Annotated in this window: 16 protein-coding genes; 14 read left to right on the top strand and 2 right to left on the bottom strand. The window is 74.8% G+C overall.

Annotated elements, in window-relative coordinates; genetic code table 11:
* Nucleotides 1–115 precede the first annotated feature (115 nt).
* On the bottom strand, nt 116–1,234 hold the full coding sequence (locus tag IE219_RS18295; RefSeq protein ID WP_189978690.1) for a LacI family DNA-binding transcriptional regulator: 1,119 nt from the start codon (nt 1,232–1,234) through the stop codon (nt 116–118).
* 141 nt (nt 1,235–1,375) lie between these two features.
* Between IE219_RS18295 and IE219_RS18290 the strand changes: the two genes are divergently transcribed.
* The 12 genes from IE219_RS18290 to IE219_RS18235 all read left to right on the top strand — a co-directional run bounded on the left by IE219_RS18290 (nt 1,376) and on the right by IE219_RS18235 (nt 14,694).
* Nucleotides 1,376–3,013 (top strand): ABC transporter substrate-binding protein, encoded by a 1,638-nt coding sequence (locus tag IE219_RS18290; RefSeq protein ID WP_189978689.1) that lies wholly within the window; start codon nt 1,376–1,378, stop codon nt 3,011–3,013.
* Nucleotides 3,010–3,963 carry an ABC transporter permease gene (locus tag IE219_RS18285; protein ID WP_189978687.1) on the top strand — a complete coding sequence of 318 codons (954 nt, stop codon included), beginning with the start codon at nt 3,010–3,012 and terminating at the stop codon, nt 3,961–3,963. Before IE219_RS18290 ends, IE219_RS18285 begins: the two co-directional genes overlap by 4 nt.
* A complete protein-coding gene (locus tag IE219_RS18280; protein WP_189978685.1) occupies nt 3,960–4,829 on the top strand; it encodes an ABC transporter permease in 870 nt (289 codons plus the stop codon). Before IE219_RS18285 ends, IE219_RS18280 begins: the two co-directional genes overlap by 4 nt.
* Before the next feature lie 5 nt (nt 4,830–4,834).
* On the top strand, nt 4,835–5,818 hold the full coding sequence (locus tag IE219_RS18275) for an ABC transporter ATP-binding protein (RefSeq protein ID WP_189978683.1): 984 nt from the start codon (nt 4,835–4,837) through the stop codon (nt 5,816–5,818).
* Nucleotides 5,815–6,603: an ABC transporter ATP-binding protein gene (locus IE219_RS18270; protein ID WP_229849841.1), complete on the top strand. Its 789-nt coding sequence runs from the start codon at nt 5,815–5,817 to the stop codon at nt 6,601–6,603. The genes IE219_RS18275 and IE219_RS18270 overlap by 4 nt, the downstream gene beginning before the upstream one ends.
* 277 nt (nt 6,604–6,880) lie before the next feature.
* A complete protein-coding gene (locus tag IE219_RS18265) occupies nt 6,881–7,648 on the top strand; it encodes a GntR family transcriptional regulator (RefSeq protein WP_189978679.1) in 768 nt (255 codons plus the stop codon).
* 55 nt (nt 7,649–7,703) lie between these two features.
* Nucleotides 7,704–7,931, top strand: coding sequence for a 4Fe-4S dicluster domain-containing protein (locus IE219_RS18260; RefSeq protein ID WP_030497738.1), 228 nt, complete (start codon nt 7,704–7,706; stop codon nt 7,929–7,931).
* 26 nt (nt 7,932–7,957) lie between these two features.
* Nucleotides 7,958–9,319 (top strand): ABC transporter substrate-binding protein, encoded by a 1,362-nt coding sequence (locus IE219_RS18255; protein WP_189978677.1) that lies wholly within the window; start codon nt 7,958–7,960, stop codon nt 9,317–9,319.
* Nucleotides 9,316–10,218 (top strand): ABC transporter permease, encoded by a 903-nt coding sequence (locus IE219_RS18250; protein WP_189978675.1) that lies wholly within the window; start codon nt 9,316–9,318, stop codon nt 10,216–10,218. Before IE219_RS18255 ends, IE219_RS18250 begins: the two co-directional genes overlap by 4 nt.
* Nucleotides 10,215–10,985, top strand: a complete 771-nt coding sequence (locus IE219_RS18245; RefSeq protein ID WP_189978673.1) for an ABC transporter ATP-binding protein — start codon at nt 10,215–10,217, stop codon at nt 10,983–10,985. The genes IE219_RS18250 and IE219_RS18245 overlap by 4 nt, the downstream gene beginning before the upstream one ends.
* A 42-nt stretch (nt 10,986–11,027) precedes the next feature.
* The gene (locus IE219_RS18240; protein WP_189978671.1) at nt 11,028–13,763 is read left to right on the top strand and encodes a fumarate reductase/succinate dehydrogenase flavoprotein subunit; all 2,736 of its coding nucleotides are present in this window, start codon (nt 11,028–11,030) and stop codon (nt 13,761–13,763) included.
* Between the two features lie 109 nt (nt 13,764–13,872).
* The gene (locus IE219_RS18235; protein WP_189978669.1) at nt 13,873–14,694 is read left to right on the top strand and encodes a VOC family protein; all 822 of its coding nucleotides are present in this window, start codon (nt 13,873–13,875) and stop codon (nt 14,692–14,694) included.
* Between the two features lie 141 nt (nt 14,695–14,835).
* On the opposite strand, the gene IE219_RS18230 is transcribed toward IE219_RS18235, so the two are convergent.
* Nucleotides 14,836–16,332 (bottom strand): MFS transporter, encoded by a 1,497-nt coding sequence (locus IE219_RS18230; RefSeq protein ID WP_189978667.1) that lies wholly within the window; start codon nt 16,330–16,332, stop codon nt 14,836–14,838.
* A 65-nt stretch (nt 16,333–16,397) separates the two neighbouring features.
* Here IE219_RS18230 and IE219_RS18225 point away from each other — a divergent pair, with 65 nt between their 5' ends.
* Nucleotides 16,398–16,901, top strand: coding sequence for a MarR family winged helix-turn-helix transcriptional regulator (locus IE219_RS18225; RefSeq protein WP_189978665.1), 504 nt, complete (start codon nt 16,398–16,400; stop codon nt 16,899–16,901).
* A 271-nt stretch (nt 16,902–17,172) separates the two neighbouring features.
* On the top strand, nt 17,173–20,157 hold the full coding sequence (locus IE219_RS18220) for a carbohydrate binding domain-containing protein (RefSeq protein ID WP_189978664.1): 2,985 nt from the start codon (nt 17,173–17,175) through the stop codon (nt 20,155–20,157).
* Nucleotides 20,158–20,266 lie beyond the last annotated feature (109 nt).

Below are 20,266 nucleotides of genomic sequence, written 5' to 3'. Positions count from 1 at the left end.
GCGCCACCGCCGGAACCGCTCCCCCGGGAACCGCGCCGCCGGTACGGCTCCCCCAGGGGCCGCGCCTTCGTCCGTACGGCTCCCCGCAGGGGCCGCGCCGCCGCCGGTACGGCTCCTACGGGGACCGTACCGACGACGCCCGGACGTCGAGCCGGACCGGGACGAGCGCCCCGGCGGTCTCCCGCTCGCCCTGTTCGAGCACGGCGACGAGGTGGGCGACGCCCGCCTCGGCGACCGCGTCGGGGCGCAGGCTCAGGGTCGTCACCGGCGGCGCGGTGTGCACGGCGGTCTCGTCCTCGCTGACGCAGGCGAGGAGGAGGTCGCCGGGGACGTGGTAGCCGGTGCGGCGGGCCGCTTCGAGCACGAGCGGCGGGCTGGCCTCGGCGACCACGAACAGGGCGTCGGGGCGGTCCGGTCCGCCGGTCAGGGCGGTCTCCACGGCCCGGATCACCGGCCCGTTTCCGGCCTCCGGGACCCGTACCGCCCGCTCCGGCACCCCGTGCGCGGCGCACCACGCGCGGTGCGCCGCCGTCACCTCGCGGTGGAAGCGGGTGGTGCTGTCGGGGAGGACGACGACGGGCCCGCGGGCGCCCTGGGCGTGGAAGTGGTCCAGGGTCCGGCCGACGGCGTCGGCCGCGTCGACGTCCACCCAGTGGGCGCCCTCCCGGCCCTCCACGGACCGGTCGCTGAAGACCGGGATGCGGGCCGCGAGCAGGTCCTCGACGATCCGGTCGTCGGCGACCGGGTCGGCGACGACCACGGCGTCGAGGGGCAGTGCCGCCCACTCGCTCTGGAGCGATCCGGCGGGCAGCAGCACCACCGCGTAGCCGCGGGCGAGCGCGGTGGCGGCGGTGGCCCCGGTGAGCCGGGCGAAGTACGGCGACTCCAGGAAGGTCCAGGGGGTGTCGGCCAGCTCCCCGACGACGTAGCCGATCAGCCGGGCCCGTCCCGCGCGCAGCTGGCGCGCGGTGGCGTTGGGCCGGTAGCCCATGCGGCGGGCGGTCTCGCGGGCCTTCTCCCGGACCTCGGGGGAGAGCCGGCCGGTGCCGTTCAGGGCCGCCGAGACGGTGGTCTTGGAGAGGCCGGCCTCGCGGGCGACGTCGACGAGGCGGACCCGCGGGGCGGGCGGCGCGGGCCGGGCGGGCGGTCCGCCGCGCCCGGGGACGTACGTGTGCCCGGGCGCGGGTCCGGTGCGCCCCCGGGCCGCTCCGCCATGCTCTGAAGCTTCGCTCATGGGAGGGATGCTGCCACCCCTCCCACCTGTGCGAAACCGTTCCCGCAAAGTTCTCCCAACCCTTGTGCGGGAACGTTCCCGCATCAATACTCGCTCCATCCCCCAGCGCCCGTCACGACACCCGTAAAGGGGTGGGTCTGCATGCGCATGCCCAGATTCATCACGTTCGCCTGTACCGCCGCCCTCGCGGCATCCCTCGCCGCCTGCTCCGGGGCCACCCAGCCCCGCGCCGGCACCGGCGGCGGCGCGGGCTACGAGGTCACCCCGACCTCGCCGCCCGCCCAGGGACCCCTGGACTCCTTCACCTGGTCCCTGTACGCCGAGCCGTACACCCTCGACTACGCCCTCGCGTACGACTACCCGCCCAACACCGTCCTCGCCAACGTCTGCGAGCAGCTCCTGAGGGTCACCCCCGACCTCAGGATCGAGCCCGGCCTCGCCACCTCCTGGAAGCAGCCCGACCCGCGCACCTTCGTCTACACCCTGCGGTCCGGCGTCACCTTCCACGACGGCGGCACCATGACCGCCGACGACGTCGTCGCCTCCCTGAAGCGGCAGATGGACCCCGCCACCGGCTCCCCCTGGGGCTCGGCCTTCAAGACCGTCGAGTCGATCGCCAAGACCGGCCCGCTGGAGGTCACGATCCGGCTCGGCAAGCCCGACGCCCTCTTCCACGAACTGCTCGCCGCCTCCCCCGGCACCGTCGTCAGCGCCGCCTCCCTGAAGCGGGAGGGCAAGGACTACGGCACCCCCAAGGGCGCGCTGGACTGCACCGGCCCCTTCTCCCTGGAGAAGTGGGCCCAGGGCGACAGCATCACCCTCAAGGCCAACCCCCGCTACTGGGACCAAAAGCTCGCCCCCAAGGCGCGGTCCGTGAAGTTCACCTTCGTCGAGGACCCCGCCGCCCGCGCCAACGCCTTCCTCTCCGGCGCCGCCGACGGCGGCTACCTGGTGCCGTCCTCCTCCTTCGCGCAGCTCCGCGGCAGTGGCAAGGGCTCCCTCCTCTTCGGCCCCAACACCGCCGCCGCCGACCTCGCCGTCCTCGACTTCAAGGGCCCCCTCGGCGACCTGCGGGTCCGCCGGGCCCTGTCCATGGCGCTCGACCGGAAGAACATCGTCAAGGCCCCCGCCGGCGGCGTCGGCGTGCCCGCCAAGGCCCCCGCCGCGCGCGGCGCCTGGGCGCTGGCCCCCGAGAAGACCGCCGCCCTCTTCGACGCCCTGCCCGAGCCCGTCCAGGACGTCGCCGGGGCGAAGAAGCTGATCGAGGAGGCCGGCGCCGGCGGGCGGCGGATCACCATCGCCACCAGCTCCATGGCGCCCGAGATCAGCGTCGTCGCCAACGCCGTGCAGGCGGCCGGCCGCCAGATCGGCCTGGACGTCGTCCTCAAGCCGGTCTCCCCCGACGCGTACAGCAGCATCTTCGTCGACCCCGACGCCCGCGACGGCCTCGACCTGGTCATCACCAACGGCTACGACAACACGCCGGACCCGCTGGAGTTCTACCAGTACCTGCGCACCGGCGACTTCGGGAACTACGGCAACTGGTCCGACGCCTCCTACGACGTCGCCTTCGACCGCGCCAACAGCGAGTACGACCCCGCCAAGCGCGCCGAACTCACCGCGAAGGTCCAGGAGATCGCCCTGCGCGAGCTGCCCGTCATCCCCGTCTACGAGGCGCCCTACTCCGTCTTCCTCGGCAAGCGGATCACCGGCGCCCCCACCGGCATCGCCCAGCTCTACTACCCGTGGGCCGCGACGATCGGGGCGGCACAGAAATGACCCGCTTCCTCCTCGGCCGGCTCCTCGGCCTGGCGGCGGTGCTGTTCGTGACCTCGGTCGTCGTCTTCGGCACGATCCACCTCGCCCCCGGCGACCCGGTCACCTTCCTCCTGCACGGCCGCCCCGCGACCCCCGAGACCGTGGCGGCCCTGCGCGCCGAGCACCACCTCGACGACCCGCTCGTCACGCAGTACGGCAAGTGGCTCGGCGGCGTCCTCACCGGCGACCTCGGCCGCTCCGCCCAGTACCACCAGGACGTCACCGCCCTGCTCGGCTCCCGGCTGCCCGGCACCGCGCTGCTCGTCGGGTACGCCGCCCTGCTCGTCGCCGTCCTCGGCGTCGGCGCCGGCCTCCTCGCCGCGCTCCGCCCCGGCCTCCTCGACCGGACCGTCCTCATCGGCACCGGCATCGCCACCGCCACCCCGTCCTTCGTCCTCGCGATCGCGCTCGTCTCCCTCTTCTCCGTGCGGCTCGGCTGGTTCCCCGGACCCGGCGGCGGGGTCGCCGAGGGCATCGGGGCCCGGCTCCACCAGCTCACCCTGCCCGCCCTCGCGCTCGCCCTCACCTTCGCGGGACTGCTCGCCCGGGTCACCCGCTCGGCGGTCCTCGACGAACTGGGCCGCGACCACGTCGAGGTCGCCCGCGCCCGGGGCGTCCCCGGCCGGACCGTCGTCCGCCGGCACGTCCTGCGCAACGCCCTCGGCCCCGTCGTCACCGTCGGCGGCACCATGCTCGCCGGCCTCCTGATCAGCACCTCCATCGTGGAGACCGCCTTCGACGTGCCCGGACTCGGCTCGCTGCTCGTGCAGTCGGTCACCGCCCAGGACTTCGCCGTGGTCCAGGCCGTCACCCTGCTCAGCGTGGCCGCCTTCGTCCTCGTCAACCTCGCGGTGGACCTCCTGGTCCCGCTCATCGACCCCCGTCTCTCCCCCGGGGAAGGCTCCTCATGACCACCACCCTCACCACGGTGCCGCACCGCAGGCCGGGCCTGCGGCGGCTGCGCCTCCTCGGGCAGGGGCCCCTCTTCGCCGCCTCGGTCGCGGTGCTCGTCCTGCTCGTGCCGGCCGCCCTCCTCGCACCGCTGCTCGCCCCCTACGACCCCGAGGCGCTGGACCTCGGCGCGAGCCTGGTCGGCACCTCCGGCGACCACCTCCTGGGCACCGACCAGTCCGGCCGCGACATCCTGTCCCGGCTGCTGCACGGTGCCCGCACCGGACTCCTCGGCCCGCTCCTCGTGGTCGGCGTCTCCACCCTGCTCGGCACCCTGGTCGGCGTGGTCGCCGCCTGGCGCGGCGGCTGGGCCGACACCCTCCTGTCCCGCGCCATGGACCTGGTCTTCTCCGTCCCCGGCCTGATGCTCGCGATCCTGCTGGTCGCCGTCACCGGACCCGGCATGACCGCCCCCGTCGTCGCCATGTCCGTCGCCTACACCCCGTACGTGGGCCGGCTGGTGCGCGGCATCGCCCGCCAGGAGAAGGCCCGGTCGTACATCGAGGCGTACGTGGTGCAGGGCTGGTCCGGCTGGACGGTCTGCGTCCGCCACCTGCTGCCCAACATCGCGCCGACGGTCCTCGCCCAGTCCGCGATGAACTTCGGCTACGCCCTGATGGACCTGGCCGCCCTGTCCTACCTCGGCTTCGGCGTGCAACCGCCGACCGCCGACTGGGGCGCCATGATCAACGAAGGCCAGGGGGCCGTCCTCCAGGGCGCGATGCTGCCGGCCCTCGCGCCGTCCGCGTGCATCGTCCTCGCGGTCGTCGCCTTCGGCATCGTCGGCGAGGGGATCGCCGACCGGATCGCACGGCGGGAGAAGTGAACGCCATGACCACCGCCCCCGACACCCCCGTCCTGGAGATCGACGGGCTCGGCCTGCGGCTCCCCGACGACCGGGCCGCCCGCCCGATCCTGGACGGCGTCTCCCTCACCGTCCGGGCCGGGGAGACCGTCGGCCTCGTCGGCGAGTCCGGCTCCGGCAAGTCCGTCGCCTGCCGCAGCGTCCTCGGCCTGCTCCCCCGTGGCGCCCGCACCACCGGCCGGGTCCTGGTCGGCGGCGAGGACGTCCTCACCATGGGCCGGGCCCGGCTGGCCGCCCTGCGGGCCCGCGAGGTCGCCATGGTCTTCCAGGACCCGCGCGCCTCCGTCAACCCGCTGCGCCGGGTCGGCGACTTCCTCACCGAGGGCCTGCGCGCCTCCGGCACCCCCGCCGCCGAGGCCACCGCGCGCGCCGAGGAACTCCTCGACGCGGTCGGCATCCGCGACCCGCGCGGGGCCCTGCGCCGCCACCCGCACCAGTTCTCCGGCGGGATGCTCCAGCGCGTCGTCATCGCCGCCGCGCTCGCCGCCGAACCCGCCCTCCTGGTCGCCGACGAACCGACCACCGCCCTCGACGTCACCACCCAGGCCGAGGTCGTCTCGATCCTCGCCCGGCTGCGCGCCGAACGCGGCACCGGCATGCTGTTCGTCACCCACGACCTGGAACTCGCCTCCGCCGTCTGCGACCGGGTGTACGTCATGTACGCGGGCCGGATCGTGGAGGCCCGGTCCACCGGCGACCTGTTCGACCGGCCCCGGCACCCGTACACGGCGGGGCTGCTCGCCTGCACCCCCCGGATCGAGGCGGGCGCGCCCGCGCCCCGGCCCGTCCCGGGCCGCCCGGTGTCGCTCGCCGAGGCCCCGCCCGGCTGCTCCTTCGCCGCGCGCTGCGCGCACGCGGTGGCCCGCTGCACCGAGGAGAAGCCCGAACCGGCACGCCACGGCGACGGGTTCGCCGCGTGCCACCGCGCCGACGAAGGGATCGCGCTGTGACGCCGCCGAAGGAGCGGGGCCTCGTCGTCGAGGGCCTGCGCAAGCGGTACGGGAACCACCTCGCCGTGGACGGCGTGTCGTTCACGCTGCCCGCCGGCGGCTCGCTGGCCGTCGTCGGCGAGTCCGGCAGCGGCAAGACGACCACCGTGCGGATGCTCGTCGGCCTGGAGCGCGCCGACGGCGGCACCGTCCGCCTCGACGGCCGGGACCGCTCGGCCCGCGCCCGCGGCCGCGCCGAACGGCTGGCCCGCGCCCGGGAGATCCAGATGGTCTTCCAGGACCCCTATCTGTCGCTCGACCCGCGCGTCACCGTGAGCGGCTGCCTGGACGAGGTGCTGCGCCTCCACACCGGGCTGGACGCGGCCGGGCGCCGGGCCGGGGTCACCGACCTCCTCGACCGGGTCGGACTCGGCGCCCGCGAAGCGGCGGCCCTGCCGCGCGGCCTCTCCGGCGGCCAGCGCCAGCGCGTCGCGCTCGCCCGCGCGCTCGCCGTCGAACCCCGGGTCCTGGTCCTCGACGAGGCGGTCGCCGCCCTCGACGTGTCGATCCAGGCACAGATCCTGGACCTGCTGCGGGAGATCCGCCGCGAGGCCGGCATCGGCTACCTCTTCGTCACCCACGACCTGGCGGTGGTCCGGCACGTCGCCGACGACGTGCTGGTCCTCAAGGCGGGCACGGTGGTGGAGTCCGGCCCGGTGGACCGGGTGCTCGACAGCCCGGAACACCCCTACACCCGCCTCCTCATGGACTCCGTCCCCCGCCGCGGCCGGCTGCCGCTCGGCTGACGGGCGACGGCCCCGGGGAGGGCTGGGCGGCGCGGGGGCGGCCGGGGGGACGAGCACGGGGGGCTCGTCCCCCCGGCCGCTCCCGTTCCCTTCGGCCGTGTCCGGTTCCGGGCTGCTCGCATCGTGGGCCGGCGGGTGTCCGGCTGGTGGGCATCGTAGTGGCGGATCTCCCGGCCCCGCCCACGTCCTCGCAGGTCAGAGCCGTACGCGTACGGCCTCCGGTGGCGCAATACTGCCGCAACACCATCCGGGCCGCGCCCCGGTTACGTTCCCTGCCATGCCCGCCGAACGCACTCCCGCCGCCCTCCCGGTCGCCGCCGCCCGCCGTCGCCGGCTGCGCGCGGACCGGGCGCGGCAGCTCGCCGACCTGCTGCGGCACCAGATCCTCACCGGCGCGTTCCCGCGCGGGGTGCTGCCCCTGGAGGACGTGCTCGCGGCCGACCACCACGCCAGCCGCAACACCGTGCGCCAGGCCCTCGACCTGCTGCGCGGCGAGGGCCTGGTGGAGCGGCAGCCGGGGGTGGGGACGGTCGTCGTCGGCGAGAAGTACCCGCACGGCCTGGACCGGCTCCAGGGGCTCGCCGAGATCCTGCGCGAGCACGGCCGGGTCACCAACGAGGTGCGCAACCTCGGCCCGGTGCGGGCGCCCGGCCCGGTGGCGCACCGACTGGGCCTGCCGGACGACGCCGACGTGCTGTGCGTCGAGCGGCTGCGCCGGCTGAACGGGCTGCCGCTGTCGCTGGACCTGTCGTACCTGCCGATGGACGTCGGCGGTGAACTCCTCGGCTGCGACCTGGAGAACACCGACGTGTTCCGGCTCCTGGAGCGGCTGACCGGCGGGCCCCTCGGCCACGCCGACATCACCCTGGAGGCGGTGAACGCCGACGCGCACGCGGCGGCCGTGCTCCAGGCCCCGCGCGGGGCCGCCCTGCTGATGCTGGAGCGGCTCACCCATCTGCCCTGCGGACGGCCGGTGGACCTGGAGTTCATCCGCTTCCGCGGGGACCGCATCACCATGAGCGGCGTGCTCCGCCGCTCCCCCTGATCCCCCTGATCCTCCTTCCTCCTGATTCCCCTTCTTCTCTCCCCCGGAGCCCGCCATGCCCCTGGTGCCCCAGCGCGCCGACGTGCCCGTGACCATCGACGAGTCCCGGTGCATCGACGGCTGCACGCTCTGCGTCGACATGTGTCCGCTGGACTCGCTGGCCATCCGCGAGGAGGACGGCAAGGCGTACATGCACGTCGACGAGTGCTGGTACTGCGGCCCGTGCGCCGCCCGCTGCCCCACCGGCGCGGTGACCGTCAACATGCCCTATCTGCTCCGGTGAGCACTTCCGTGAAAGGCCGAACTCCCATGCGGGGAAAGAGAACCGCCCGCCGTCCGCTGCTCCTGGCGGCGGTGCTGCCGCTGCTGCTCGCCACCGCCTGCGGCGGGTCCGCGGGGGCGGACGGCGCGGACGGCCGGACCGTCACGGTGACGGTCGGCTACCAGTCGAAGACCATCAACACGGTGACCGCCGGAACCCTGCTCCGCTCCCTCGGCTACTTCGAGGAGGAGCTGAGGCGGCTGGGCCGCGCGGACGGGACCGCGTACCGGGTGGTGTGGCAGGACTACGCGACGGGGGCGCCGATCACCGCACAGATGACCGCCGGGAAGATCGACATCGGGTCGATGGGCGACTTCCCGCTGCTCCTGAACGCGGCCCGGGGCCGGCAGCTCGGCGAGCCGACCCGGCTGGTGTCGGTGACCGGCTACAACCTCGCGGGCGGCCTCAACACCGTGGTGGTGAAGCCGGGTTCAAAGCTGCGGACGCTCGCGGACCTCAAGGGCCGGAAGGTGTCGACGAGCGTCGGCTCGGCCGCCGACGGCACCCTCGTACGGGCGCTGCGGCGGGCCGGGCTCGACCCGGCGAAGGACGTACGCAAGCTCAACCAGCAGCCCAGCGTGGGCGCTTCGGCGCTCTCGGCGGGCAGTGCGGACGCCCTGTCGCAGTTCGTCGCCTGGCCGGGGCTGCTGGCCTTCCAGGGGAAGGCGGAGGCGCTGTACGACGGCGCGGAGCTGAACCTGCCGACCTTCCACGGGGTCACCGTGCGCGAGGAGTTCGCGAAGGAGCGGGCCGGGGTCCTGGACGCGTTCCTGCGGGCCCAGCGGCGGGCCACCGACCGGCTGCGGGCCGAGCCGGTGGCCTCGGCCGAGTCGGTGGCGAAGGAGACGGGGCTGCCCGCCGAGGTCGTCTACCTGTACAACGGCGCGCACGGCGCCGCGACCTTCGACCCGGAGCTGCGGCCGGAGCTGCTGGCCGCGCTGAAGGAGGACGTGCCGGTCCTGGAGGAGGCCGGGCTGGTGTCCGGCGTCGACGTGGACGCCTTCGCGGACCCGGCGCCGCTGCGGCGCGCGGTGACCGCCGCCGCGCTGCCCCGGGCGGGCGCGGCCCGCTCCGAACTGTGGCCGCGCGGGGCGTCGGCGACGCGTTCCTTCGCGGAGCCGGGCGCGCTGCTGAAGGCCCTCGCGGCGGCGCCTGCGGGCTCGGTGCGGGCGGCGTACGTGCCGGACGCGGTGACGGGCACCCCGTGGTTCGCGGACCGCGCGGTGTGGGTGTCCGACGGCTCCGGGTGGCGGGCCTTCGTCACGCGGGCCGGGGCCGGGCGGTGGGCCGCCGCGCACCCGGGCGCCCGGATCGTGCCGTACGCGGACGCCGTGCGGGCGGCGTCGTGAGCGCGGGGCGGCGGCTGGTGCGCGCCGGGTCGCTGCTGGCGGCGCTGGGCGCGTGGCAGCTGCTGACGGCGTACGACGTGAACCTGTGGCTGCGCTTCGAGCAGTTCCCGACCGTGGCCGAGGTGGCGCGGGCGTTCGCGGAGCGGGCGGGCACGGAGGCGTACTGGCAGGACCTGGGGTCCAGTCTGCGCCGGATCGTGACCGGCTTCCTGCTGGCGGCGGTGCTCGGGGTGGCCGCCGGGACGGCGGTGGCCCGCTCGCGGTGGGCGGCGGACCTGCTGGGGCCGCTGGTGGAGGTGGTGCGGCCGGTGCCGGCCATCGCCCTGGTGCCGGTGGCGATCCTGCTGCTGCCGACGAACGAGCAGGGGATCGTCTTCATCACCTGCGCGGCGGCCTTCTTCCCGGTGCTCGTCGCGACCCGGCACGCGGTGCGGGCGCTGAGCCCGGTATGGGAGGAGGCGGTCCTCACGATGGGCGGCGGCCGGGCCAGGGTGCTGTGGTCGGTGGTCCTGCCGGGCGCCCTGCCCGGGGTGTTCGGCGGGCTGTCGATCGGGGTCGGGGTGGCGTGGATCTGTGTGATCTCGGCGGAGATGATCTCCGGCGAGTACGGGGTGGGCTACCGCACCTGGCAGGACTACACGGTGGTCGACTATCCGGGCGTCTTCGTCGGCATGGCCACCATCGGGGCGCTCGGGCTGCTGACCTCCACGGTGGTGGAGGCGGCGGGGCGGCGGATCACCGCCTGGCTGCCGCGCGTCCCGGACCGGGCCGGTCCCGCCGTGCCCCGTCCGCCGCGCCCGTCCCGTCCGCGCCCGCGCCGGGCGCCCGAGCCGCCGTCCGCCGCCGCTTCCGCTTCCGCGCGGGAGGTCCCCGTACCCGAGAAGGAGCCGGTTCCGTGAGCCGTACGCCGTTCCCCTCCCCCGCCGTCCCCCTCCCGGAGAGCGGCGGCGGGGCCGCGCTCGCCCTGGAGGGGGCGCTGCTCGGGCACTCCGGCGGGCCGGCCCCGGTGGGGCCGCTGGACCTGCGCGTCGCGCCGGGCGAGGTGCTGGCCGTGGTCGGGCCGTCCGGCTGCGGCAAGACGACCCTGCTGCGGACCCTCGCCGGGCTGCTGCCGCCGCTCGGCGGGCGGGTGCTGTGCGACGGGGAGCCGGTGCGCGGGCCCGGCGGCGACCGGGCGCTGGTCTTCCAGCACGACGCGCTGCTGCCCTGGCGCACGGTGCGGGGCAACGTCGAACTGCCGCTGGCGGTCCGGGGCGTGGACCGGGCCGGGCGGCGGCGCGCGGCCGACGGGTGGCTGGAGCGGATGGGGCTGGCAGGGCACGCGGCGCGGTGGCCGCACGGGCTGTCGGGCGGGCAGCGGCAGCGGGTGCAGCTGGCCCGCGCGCTGGCCGGGCGGCCCCGGGCGGTGCTGATGGACGAGCCGTTCGGCGCGCTGGACGCGCACACCCGCACCGGGATGCAAGACCTCCTCGTGGAGATCCTGCGCGGCACCGGCGCGACCGTCGTCTTCGTGACGCACGACGTGGACGAGGCCGTCCACCTGGGCGACCGGATCGCCCTGCTGCCGTCGGGCGGGGTGCTGGACGTGCCGCGCCCCCGGGACCGCGCGGCCGCCGGTGATCCGGCGACCCGGGCGCTGCGCCGCCGCGTCCTCGACTCCCTCTGAGACGAACCCCGTTCACCCCCCTCTCTGCCGGAAAGGCCCGCCGTGTCCTCCCCCCTGACCTCCGTCCCCGCGCTCGCCGACGCCCGCGAGTTCTCCTGCGACGTGCTCGTCGTCGGCGGCGGCACCGCCGGCACGATGGCGGCGCTGACCGCCGCCGAGCGCGGCGCCGACGTCCTGCTCCTGGAGAAGGCGCACGTGCGGCACTCCGGCGCCCTGGCCATGGGCATGGACGGGGTGAACAACGCGGTGATCCCCGGCCGGGCCGACCCGGACGACTACGTCGCCGAGATCACCCGCGCCAACGACGGCCTGGTGGACCAGTCGACGGTCCGTCAGACGGCGCTGCGCGGCTACGACATGGTGCGGCGCCTGGAGTCGTACGGGGTGAAGTTCGAGAAGGACGAGCACGGCGCGTACGCGGTGCGGCAGGTGCACCGCTCGGGTTCGTACGTGCTGCCGATGCCCGAGGGCAAGGACGTGAAGAAGGTCCTGTACCGGCAGCTGCGGCGGCGGGAGATGCGGGAGCGGATCCGGATCGAGAACCGGGTGATGCCGGTGCGGGTGCTGACCGCCCCGGAGGACGGCCGGGCGGTGGGGATCGCCGGATTCCACACCCGTACGGGCGAGTTCGTGGTGGTCCGGGCCGGGGCGGTGATCCTGGCGACGGGCGCCTGCGGCCGGCTGGGGCTGCCCGCCTCGGGCTATCTGTACGGCACCTACGAGAACCCGACGAACGCGGGCGACGGGTACGCGATGGCGTACCACGCGGGGGCGGCGCTCACCGGCATCGAGTGCTTCCAGATCAATCCGCTGATCAAGGACTACAACGGGCCCGCCTGCGCCTACGTGGCCAATCCGTTCGGCGGCTACCAGGTGAACCGGCACGGCGAGCGGTTCGTGGAGTCGGACTACTGGTCGGGGCGGATGATGGCCGAGTTCGCGGCCGAACTCGCCTCCGACCGGGCGCCGGTGTACCTGAAGCTGAGCCATCTGCCGGAGGAGACGATCGGGGCGGTCGAGTCGATCCTGCACTCGACGGAGCGTCCGACCCGGGGCACCTTCCACGCGGGCCGGGGGCACGACTACCGCACCCACGACATCGAGATGCACATCTCGGAGATCGGCCTGTGCGGCGGCCATTCGGCCTCCGGCGTGCGGGTGGACGACCACGGCCGCACCACGGTGCCGCGCCTGTACGCCGCCGGTGATCTGGCGTGCGTGCCGCACAACTACATGATCGGGGCCTTCGTCTACGGCGACCTGGCGGGCGGGGACGCGGCCCGGTACCGGGCGTACGGGGGCACGCTGGACCGGGCGCAACTGGAGGAGGCGCACGCGCTGGTCTACCGGCCGCTGCTCCACCCGGACGGGCCGCCGCAGCCGCAGGTGGAGTACAAGCTGCGCCGGTTCGTGAACGACTACGTGGCGCCGCCGAAGTCGGGGGCGAAGCTGTCGCTGGCGGTGGAGGCGTTCGAGCGGATGGCGGACGAGATCGCGGGGATGGGCGGGCGGACGCCGCACGAGCTGATGCGGTGCGCGGAGGTGTCGTTCATCCGGGACTGCGCGGAGATGGCGGCCCGTGCCTCGCTGGCGCGGACCGAGTCGCGGTGGGGTCTCTACCACGAGCGGCTGGACCATCCGGAGCAGGACGACGCAAAGTGGCTGTACCACCTGGACCTGCGCAAGTCGGCGTCCGGGGCGATGGAGTTCACGGCCCGGCCGGTGGAGCCGTATGTGGTGCCGGTGCCGGAGTTCGCGCCGCCGGGTGGTCCGGAGCGGCCGCTCGGCGAGGTGGCGCTGGTGCCGGTGGCGACGGCGGGCCCGCGCGAGGCGCCGCCGGCGGCGCGCCCGGCGGACCGGCCGGACCCGCTCCCGGCCTCCGGTCCGGTGGCGGCCGGGCCGGGCCCCCGGCTGCTCGGGCTGCTCGCGCTGGCCGAGGACTCTCCCGAACTCGGCTTGCTGGAGCCGTATCTGACGGATCGTGATCCCGAGGTGCGGGCGGCGGCCGTCGCCGCCTTGGCGGAGACCGCGCCGGCCGGGACGGGCACCGCCCTGGCGGCGCGGCTGCGGGACGGGGACGCGGCGGTGCGGGCGGCGGCCGTCGGGGCGCTGCGCGAGCTGGCGGAGGTGCTGGACGGCGGCGCCGGGCTGGCGGCCGGGCTGCGGGCCGCCCTGGACGTGCCCGACGCGGCGGTCCGGGCGGTGGCCCTGGAGGTACTGCGGGCCCGGCGGCTCGGCGACGCCGGGGGGTACGCGGCGGCGCTGGCCGACACGGCGGTGGAGGTCCGGCTCCAGGCGGTCCGGGGACTGGTGGCGGTGGACGCGACCGCCGTCCTGGCGGAGGCCGCGGCCGATCCGGCGCGCGAGGTGCGGGTGGCGGTGGCGAAGGGGCTCGCGGCCGTGTCGGCCCCGGCGCCGGAGCCGCTGGTCCCGCTCCTGGACGATCCCGATCCGCTGGTGCGCGGGGCGGCCTTCGGGGCGCTGGCCTCGGCGGGCTGCCCGGAGCCGCTGGCCGCGCGGGCGGCGGCCGGGCTGGACGATCCGGCGTGGCAGGCGCGGGCGGGCGCGGCGGCTGCGCTGCGGGCCGCGGCGGCGGGCCGGGCGGTGCCCGCGCTGGCGAAGGCGCTGGCGGACCGGAACGCGGACGTGCGCAAGGCGGCGGTGCTGGCGCTTCTGGCGCACGCGGCGGAGCCGGGGGCGCGGGACGCGCTCGCGACGTCGGCGGCCGATCCGGACGCCGACGTGCGCGCCTACGCGGCCCGCGCGGCGGCCTCCTGAGCACCGGGGCGGGGCCGGCCGGGTGAAGCGGGGTGTGCCGGGCGGCGGGCCGGGGAAGGCGCGCGGCGTGGCGTCCGGTCGGCGGGCGCCCGGGTGAGGAGGTGGTCCGGTGACGGGCCCGACGACGGCGCGGGCGCTGGGCGCGCCGTGCTGGCTGAGTCTGGCGGCGCGGGATCTGGGCGCGGCGGAGCGGTTCTACGGGGCGGTGCTGGGCTGGTCGTTCCGGCCGGGCGAGCCGGGCGCGGGGGCGCCGTACGCGGTGGGTGAGCGGGACGGGGTGCCGGTGGCGGGGATCGCGGCGCTGGCGGCGGAGCTGGCGGTGCCGGTGGCGTGGACGGTGTTCTTCGCGGTGGAGGACGCGGGCGCGGCGGTGGCCCGGATCCGGGAGCGGGGCGGGACGGTGGGGGTGGGTCCGGTGGCGTATCCGCCGCGGGGCCGGGCGGCGCTGGCCACGGACCGGGACGGGGCGGCGTTCGGGGTGTGGGAGGGGCGGCTGGTGGACCGCTGGCAGGTGGGTGAGCGGGGCGCGCCGGCCTGGGTGGAGCTGCACACGCGGGACGCGTTCGACGCGGCCGTCTTCTACGGCGGGGTGCTGCGCTGGGCGGACGGCTCGCCGGGGTGCTGCGAGACCTCGTACGAGGAGGACCGGGTGGTGCTGCGCCGGGCGGGGGTGGCGGTGGCGCGGCTCGACGGCGGGCCGGTGGAGGCGGCGTCGCCCCGGCCGCAGCTGCGGCCCCGCTGGCTGGTGCGGTTCCGGGTGCCGGACGTGGCGGCCTCGGTGGCGGCGGTGACGGAGCACGGCGGCGCGGTGGTGCCGGGCGGCGAGTGGGGCGGGGCCCGGGAGCCGGAGGAGGCGGACGCGGCCGGCCGGGTGGTGGTGCGCGACCCGGACGGAGCGCTGTTCACCCTGGAGGCGGCCGGGACGCCGTGAGCGGTACGACCCCCGGGACCGGGGTCTCGTGAGCCGTACGGGTGACGGGGCCGGGGCCTCGCGGGCCGTACGGCCGGGTCGTGCGGGAACGGCGTGGCCGGTACGGGTACGGGGTCGGAGCCCCGCCCCCGTACCGTTCGGTCAGGCGGCGCGGGCGGCCTTCTCCGGGGCGGGGGCCTCGGCGGGGGCGCCCGCCGGGGTGTGCCGGGCGGGGATGAGGGCGGCGGTGAGCGAGGCGAGCAGGGCGACGCCGGCGCCGATGAGCATGGCGGCCCGGAAGCCGTTCTCGGAGGGCAGCGCGTGGCCGCCGAAGGGGGTGGTCATCTGGGCGAGGACGACGCCGATGACGGCGGCGGAGACCGAGGTGCCGATGGACCGCATGAGGGTGTTGAAGCTGTTCGCGGAGGCGGTCTCCTCGGTGGGGACGGAGCCCATGATGAGGGCGGGCATGGCGCCGTAGGCGAGGCCGACGCCGGTGTTGCAGACGAGGGTGACGACGAGCAGGCCCCCGGTGGTGCCCATGAGGACGAGCGAGGAGGCGTAACCGGCGGAGATGACGAGGGCGCCGACGGCGAGGGTGACCTTCGGGCCGCGGGCGGCGGACAGCTTGGCGCCGAGCGGGGCGAGGATCATCATCGCGAGGCCGGCGGGGGCCATCCACAGGCCCATGGCCAGCATCGACTGGCCGAGGCCGTAGCCGGTGGCCTCGGGGAGCTGGAGCAGCTGGGGGACGACCAGGGACTGGGCGTACATGGCGAAGCCGACCAGGACCGAGGCGAGGTTGGTGAGCAGGACGACCGGGCGGGCGGTGACGCGGAGGTCGACGAGCGGGTCGCGGGTGCGCAGCTCCCAGAAGCCCCAGGCGAGCAGGACGACCGCGGCGGCGGCGAAGAGGCCGAGGGTGGTGCCGCTGCCCCAGCCCCAGCCGGCGCCCTTGGAGACGGCGAGGAGGAGGGCGATCAGGCCGGCGCCGAGGCCGAGGGCGCCGGGCAGGTCGAAGCGGCCGGGGGCGGGGTTGCGGCGGCCGGCCGGGACGACGCGCCAGATGAGGAGGGCGACGGCGGCGGAGAGGCCGGCGGCGACCCAGAAGAGGACGCGCCAGCTGGCGTTCTCGGCGACGGCGGCGGAGAAGGGCAGGCCGAGGGCGCCGCCGACGCCCATGGAGGCGCTCATGAGGGCGATGGAGCCGCCGAGCTTCTCGGGCGGCAGGACGTCGCGCAGCAGGCTGATGCCGACGGGGACGACGCCCATGCCGAGGCCCTGGAGGGCGCGGCCGACGATCATCGGGAGGACGCCGTCGGAGAGGGCGCAGACGACCGAGCCGGCGATCAGCGGGACGGTGGAGGCGAGCAGGACGGTCCGCTTGCCGAGGGTGTCGCCGAGGCGTCCGGCGACGGGGGTGGCGACGGCGGCGGCGAGGAGGGTGGCGGTGATCACCCACGAGGCGTCGGAGGCGGAGGCGTGGAGCAGCCTCGGCAGGTCGCCGATGAGCGGCACCACGAGGGTCTGCATGAGTGCCGCCACGATGCCGGCGAAGGCGAGGACGCCGACGACGCCTCCGGGGCGTGCGTCGGTCTGGGCGCGGTCCACGGGTGTCTCCCTGGGTGGGTCACGAAAAGATGCTTGTGCATCATGCATACAGACTGCATGATGCACAAGTTGTGTATGATGCATATCGCATCGCCGCAGGGGAGAATGCCCCCATGGAGAAGCCCGAGGACAGCAGCGTGGAGCAGCCGGAGAAGCCGGGGGCGGCGCAGGCCACCGACCGCGTCGAGTTCGAGACGATGCTGCTCAGCCGGCACGCGCACCTCCACGCACCCCGCGCCAGGACCGGCGGCGGCGGTCTCGACCGCAGCGCCTACGTGCTGCTCACCCGCATCCGGATGGACGGGCCGATGTCCATCGGCCAGCTCACCGACGCCTTCGGGCTCGACGCCTCCACCCTCAACCGGCAGACCGCCGCGATGGTGCGGGCCGGGGTGGTCGAGCGGATCCCCGACCCGGACGGCGGGATCGCCCGCAAGTTCCGCATCACCGGGGAGGGCGAGCGGCGCCTGGAGGCCGACCGCTCCTTCAACATCGGCGGACTGGAACGGATCCTGGAGCACTGGCCGGCCGAGGACGTGACCCGCTTCGCGGACTTCCTGGAGCGCTTCAACCGGGACATCGAGCGGCTGGAGGGCCGCCCCTGGCCCCGGGCCTGACGCCCCGCCACCTCCCCCTCGGACCGACACCCCGGGCCCGGGCCCCTTCGGCCGGGCCCGCGCCCGTCCCTCCCCTCGAACGTCCGCTGCGCGGACACTTCCGTCCGCCTCCGCGCCAGCGCCGCGCGAACCCTTTACGCGCCCGTTCCGGGGAGGTAACTTCCCGGCGACGCAAGAACTTTCCGCAAGCTTCCGCAAACGCTTCCAGGAGTGCCGATCCCCGTTCCGCCCCGGCACCCTCCCGGACGCGCGCCCCCGTCTGGAGATCCGCATGCCCCCCACCCGTACCCGGCCGCGCGGGAGAGCCCTCGCGCTGCTCGGCGCCGCCGCCGGCGTCGTCGGCCTGCTGGCCGCACCGCCCGGCGCCCCGTCCACACCCCTCGCCGCCGACCCCGCGGCCGCCGTCGCGGACGCCACCGCGACCGTCTACTACTGGACCAAAACGAAGAACTGGTCCGCCTACAACCTCCACTACGCCCCCGACGGCGGCGCCTGGACGACCGTCCCCGGCACCGCGATGGAACCCGCCTGCGCGGACTGGGTGAAGAAGACCGTCAGCCTCGGCTCCGCCGCCGGCCTCCGGGCCGCCTTCAACAACGGCAGCGGCGTCTGGGACAACAACGGCGGTCGCGACTACGCCCTCGGCACCGGGAACATCACCGTCAAGGACGGCGTGGTCGCCCACTCCGACCCGTGCGCCGACACCCCGGAGCCCGCCGCGAAGAAGGCGACGGTGTACTACTCCTCCGCCTCCCTCGGCTGGTCGACGGTGAACGTCCACTACCAGCCGGCCGGCGGCTCCTGGACGGCCGTGCCCGGCGTCGGCATGACCGCCGCCTGCACCGGCTGGTGGAAGCGGGAGATCGACCTCGGCACCGCCACCACCCTCCGCGCGGCCTTCAACAACGGCAACGGCGTGTGGGACAACAACGGCGGCGCCGACTACGCCCTCCCGGCCGGCGTCTCCACCGTCCGGGACCGCGTGATCACCCCGAACGCCGCCGACCCCTGCGCCGCGACCCCGCCCGACACCCAGGCGCCGACCGCGCCCGCCAAGGTGACCGCGAAGGCCGACGGCGTCTCCGTCCTGCTCTCCTGGGACCCGGCCACCGACGACAGGGGTGTGGCGAAGTACCAGGTCACGCGAGTCGGCGGCAGCACCGGCACGGTGGTCACCGACGTCGCGTCGACGGTCTTCTCCGACACCGGCCTCGCCGAACGGACCGCGTACACCTACACGGTGAAGGCCGTGGACGCCGCCGGGAACACCTCCCCGGCCTCCGCCCCCGCCACCGCGACCACCGGCGACCGGCCGACCGCCCCCGGCAACGGCAAGCCGCTCGGTACCGACCCGCGCAAGGACCCCGTCTACTTCGTCCTCACCACCCGTTTCTACGACGGCGACACCTCCAACGACCGGGGCGGCAGCCAGCACGTGAAGTCGGGCAACGCGGCCAACGACGACCCCATGTTCCGAGGTGACTTCAAGGGCCTGGTCCAGAAGCTCGACTACATCAAGGGCCTCGGCTTCTCCGCCGTCTGGATCACCCCCGTGGTCCTCAACCGCTCGGACTACGACTACCACGGCTACCACGGCTACGACTTCTACAAGGTCGACCCGCGCCTGGAGTCGGCCGGCGCCTCCTACCAGGACCTCATCGACGCCGCCCACGCCAAGGGCATGAAGATCTACCAGGACGTCGTCTACAACCACTCCTCCCGCTGGGGCGCCAAGGGCCTCTTCACGCCGACCGTGTACGGCGTCCGGGACGCTCAGTGGAGCTGGTACTACGACGAGAAGCAGCCCGGCTTCGAGTACGACGGCCTGACCGTCGACACCAAGAGCGGCAAGTCGTACTACAACGGCGACCTGTGGTCCACGGCCGAGCCGCCCGGCAACACCTGCGTCAACTGGGGCAAGCCGACCGGCGGCAGGAGCCAGGAGGGGTACACCCTCTACAACTGCCAGTGGCCCAGCCCCACGTCCGGGATGTTCCCGAAGGCCCTCTACCACCAGTGCTGGATCGGCAACTGGGAGGGCGAGGACTCCCGTTCCTGCTGGATCCACGAGGACCTGGCCGATTTCAACACCGAGAACCCGGCCGTCCAGAACTACCTGATCGGCGCCTATGACAAGTACATCGACATGGGGGTGGACGGCTTCCGGATCGACACCGCCGTGCACATCCCGCGCACCACCTGGAACCGCCGCTTCCTGCCCGCCATCCGCGACCGGGTCACCCAGCGGCACGGCGCCGAGGCCGCGAAGAACTTCTTCGTCTTCGGCGAGGTCGCGGCCTTCGTCAACGACAAGTGGAACCGGGGCTCGGTCAACCACTCGGCGCAGTTCTACACCTGGAAGGAGCGCAAGGAGTACGACGCCGACGACGCCAAGGCCGCGCTGGAGATGTACGACTACGAGCAGCAGCGGGGCACCGGCGACCAGCCCACCTCCACCAACGCCTTCCTGAACGGCAACAGTTACCACGAGCCCGACCACAGCCGCTTCTCCGGCATGAACGTCATCGACATGCGCATGCACATGAACTTCGGCGACGCGCAGAACGCCTTCTCCAACGGCAAGGACTCGGACGACAGTTACAACGACGCCACCTACAACGTCGTCTACGTCGACAGCCACGACTACGGGCCGAACAAGTCGAGCGAGCGGTACGCGGGCGGCACCGACGCCTGGGCCGAGAACATGTCGCTGATGTGGACCTTCCGCGGCATCCCGACGCTCTACTACGGCTCGGAGACCGAGTTCCAGGCGGGCAAGAAGATCGACTGCGGGCCCACCTGCCCGCTGGCGACCACCGGCCGCGCCTACTACGGCGACCAGATCGAGGGCTCGGTCACCGCCTCGGACTTCTCGAAGGTCTCCGCCGCCTCCGGAGCCGTCGCCACCACGCTCCAGAAGCCCCTGGTCAAGCACGTCCAGCGGCTCAACGAGATCCGGCGCGCGATCCCGGCGCTCCAGATGGGCCAGTACTCCACGGAGGGCATCTCGGGCGGCATGGCGTTCAAGCGGCGCTACACCAGCGGCTCCACGGACAGCTTCGCGCTGGTGACGGTCTCGGGCGGCGCCACCTACAACGGCGTCCCCAACGGCACCTACACCGACGCCGTCACCGGTGACGTGCGGACCGTCTCCAACGGCACGCTCTCGGTCGGCGCGCCCGGCAAGGGCAACCTCCGGGTGTACGTCCTGAACGGCCCCGGGAAGATCGGCGCGGCGGGCCCCTACCTCAAGTAGGAACCCCCGCGCCGGGCACGGCCGGAGAGGGGGCGGACGAAGGAAATCCGCCCCCTCTTCGGCATGTTCAAGTCAAGATTCTGTTACGCGGACGGACATGTGCGACAGA

This window comes from Streptomyces termitum (genome assembly GCF_014650175.1).
Classification (GTDB): domain Bacteria; phylum Actinomycetota; class Actinomycetes; order Streptomycetales; family Streptomycetaceae; genus Streptomyces; species Streptomyces termitum.
The sequence above is the reverse complement of the archived record's forward strand: the minus strand, read 5'-3'. Positions and strand labels throughout refer to the sequence as shown.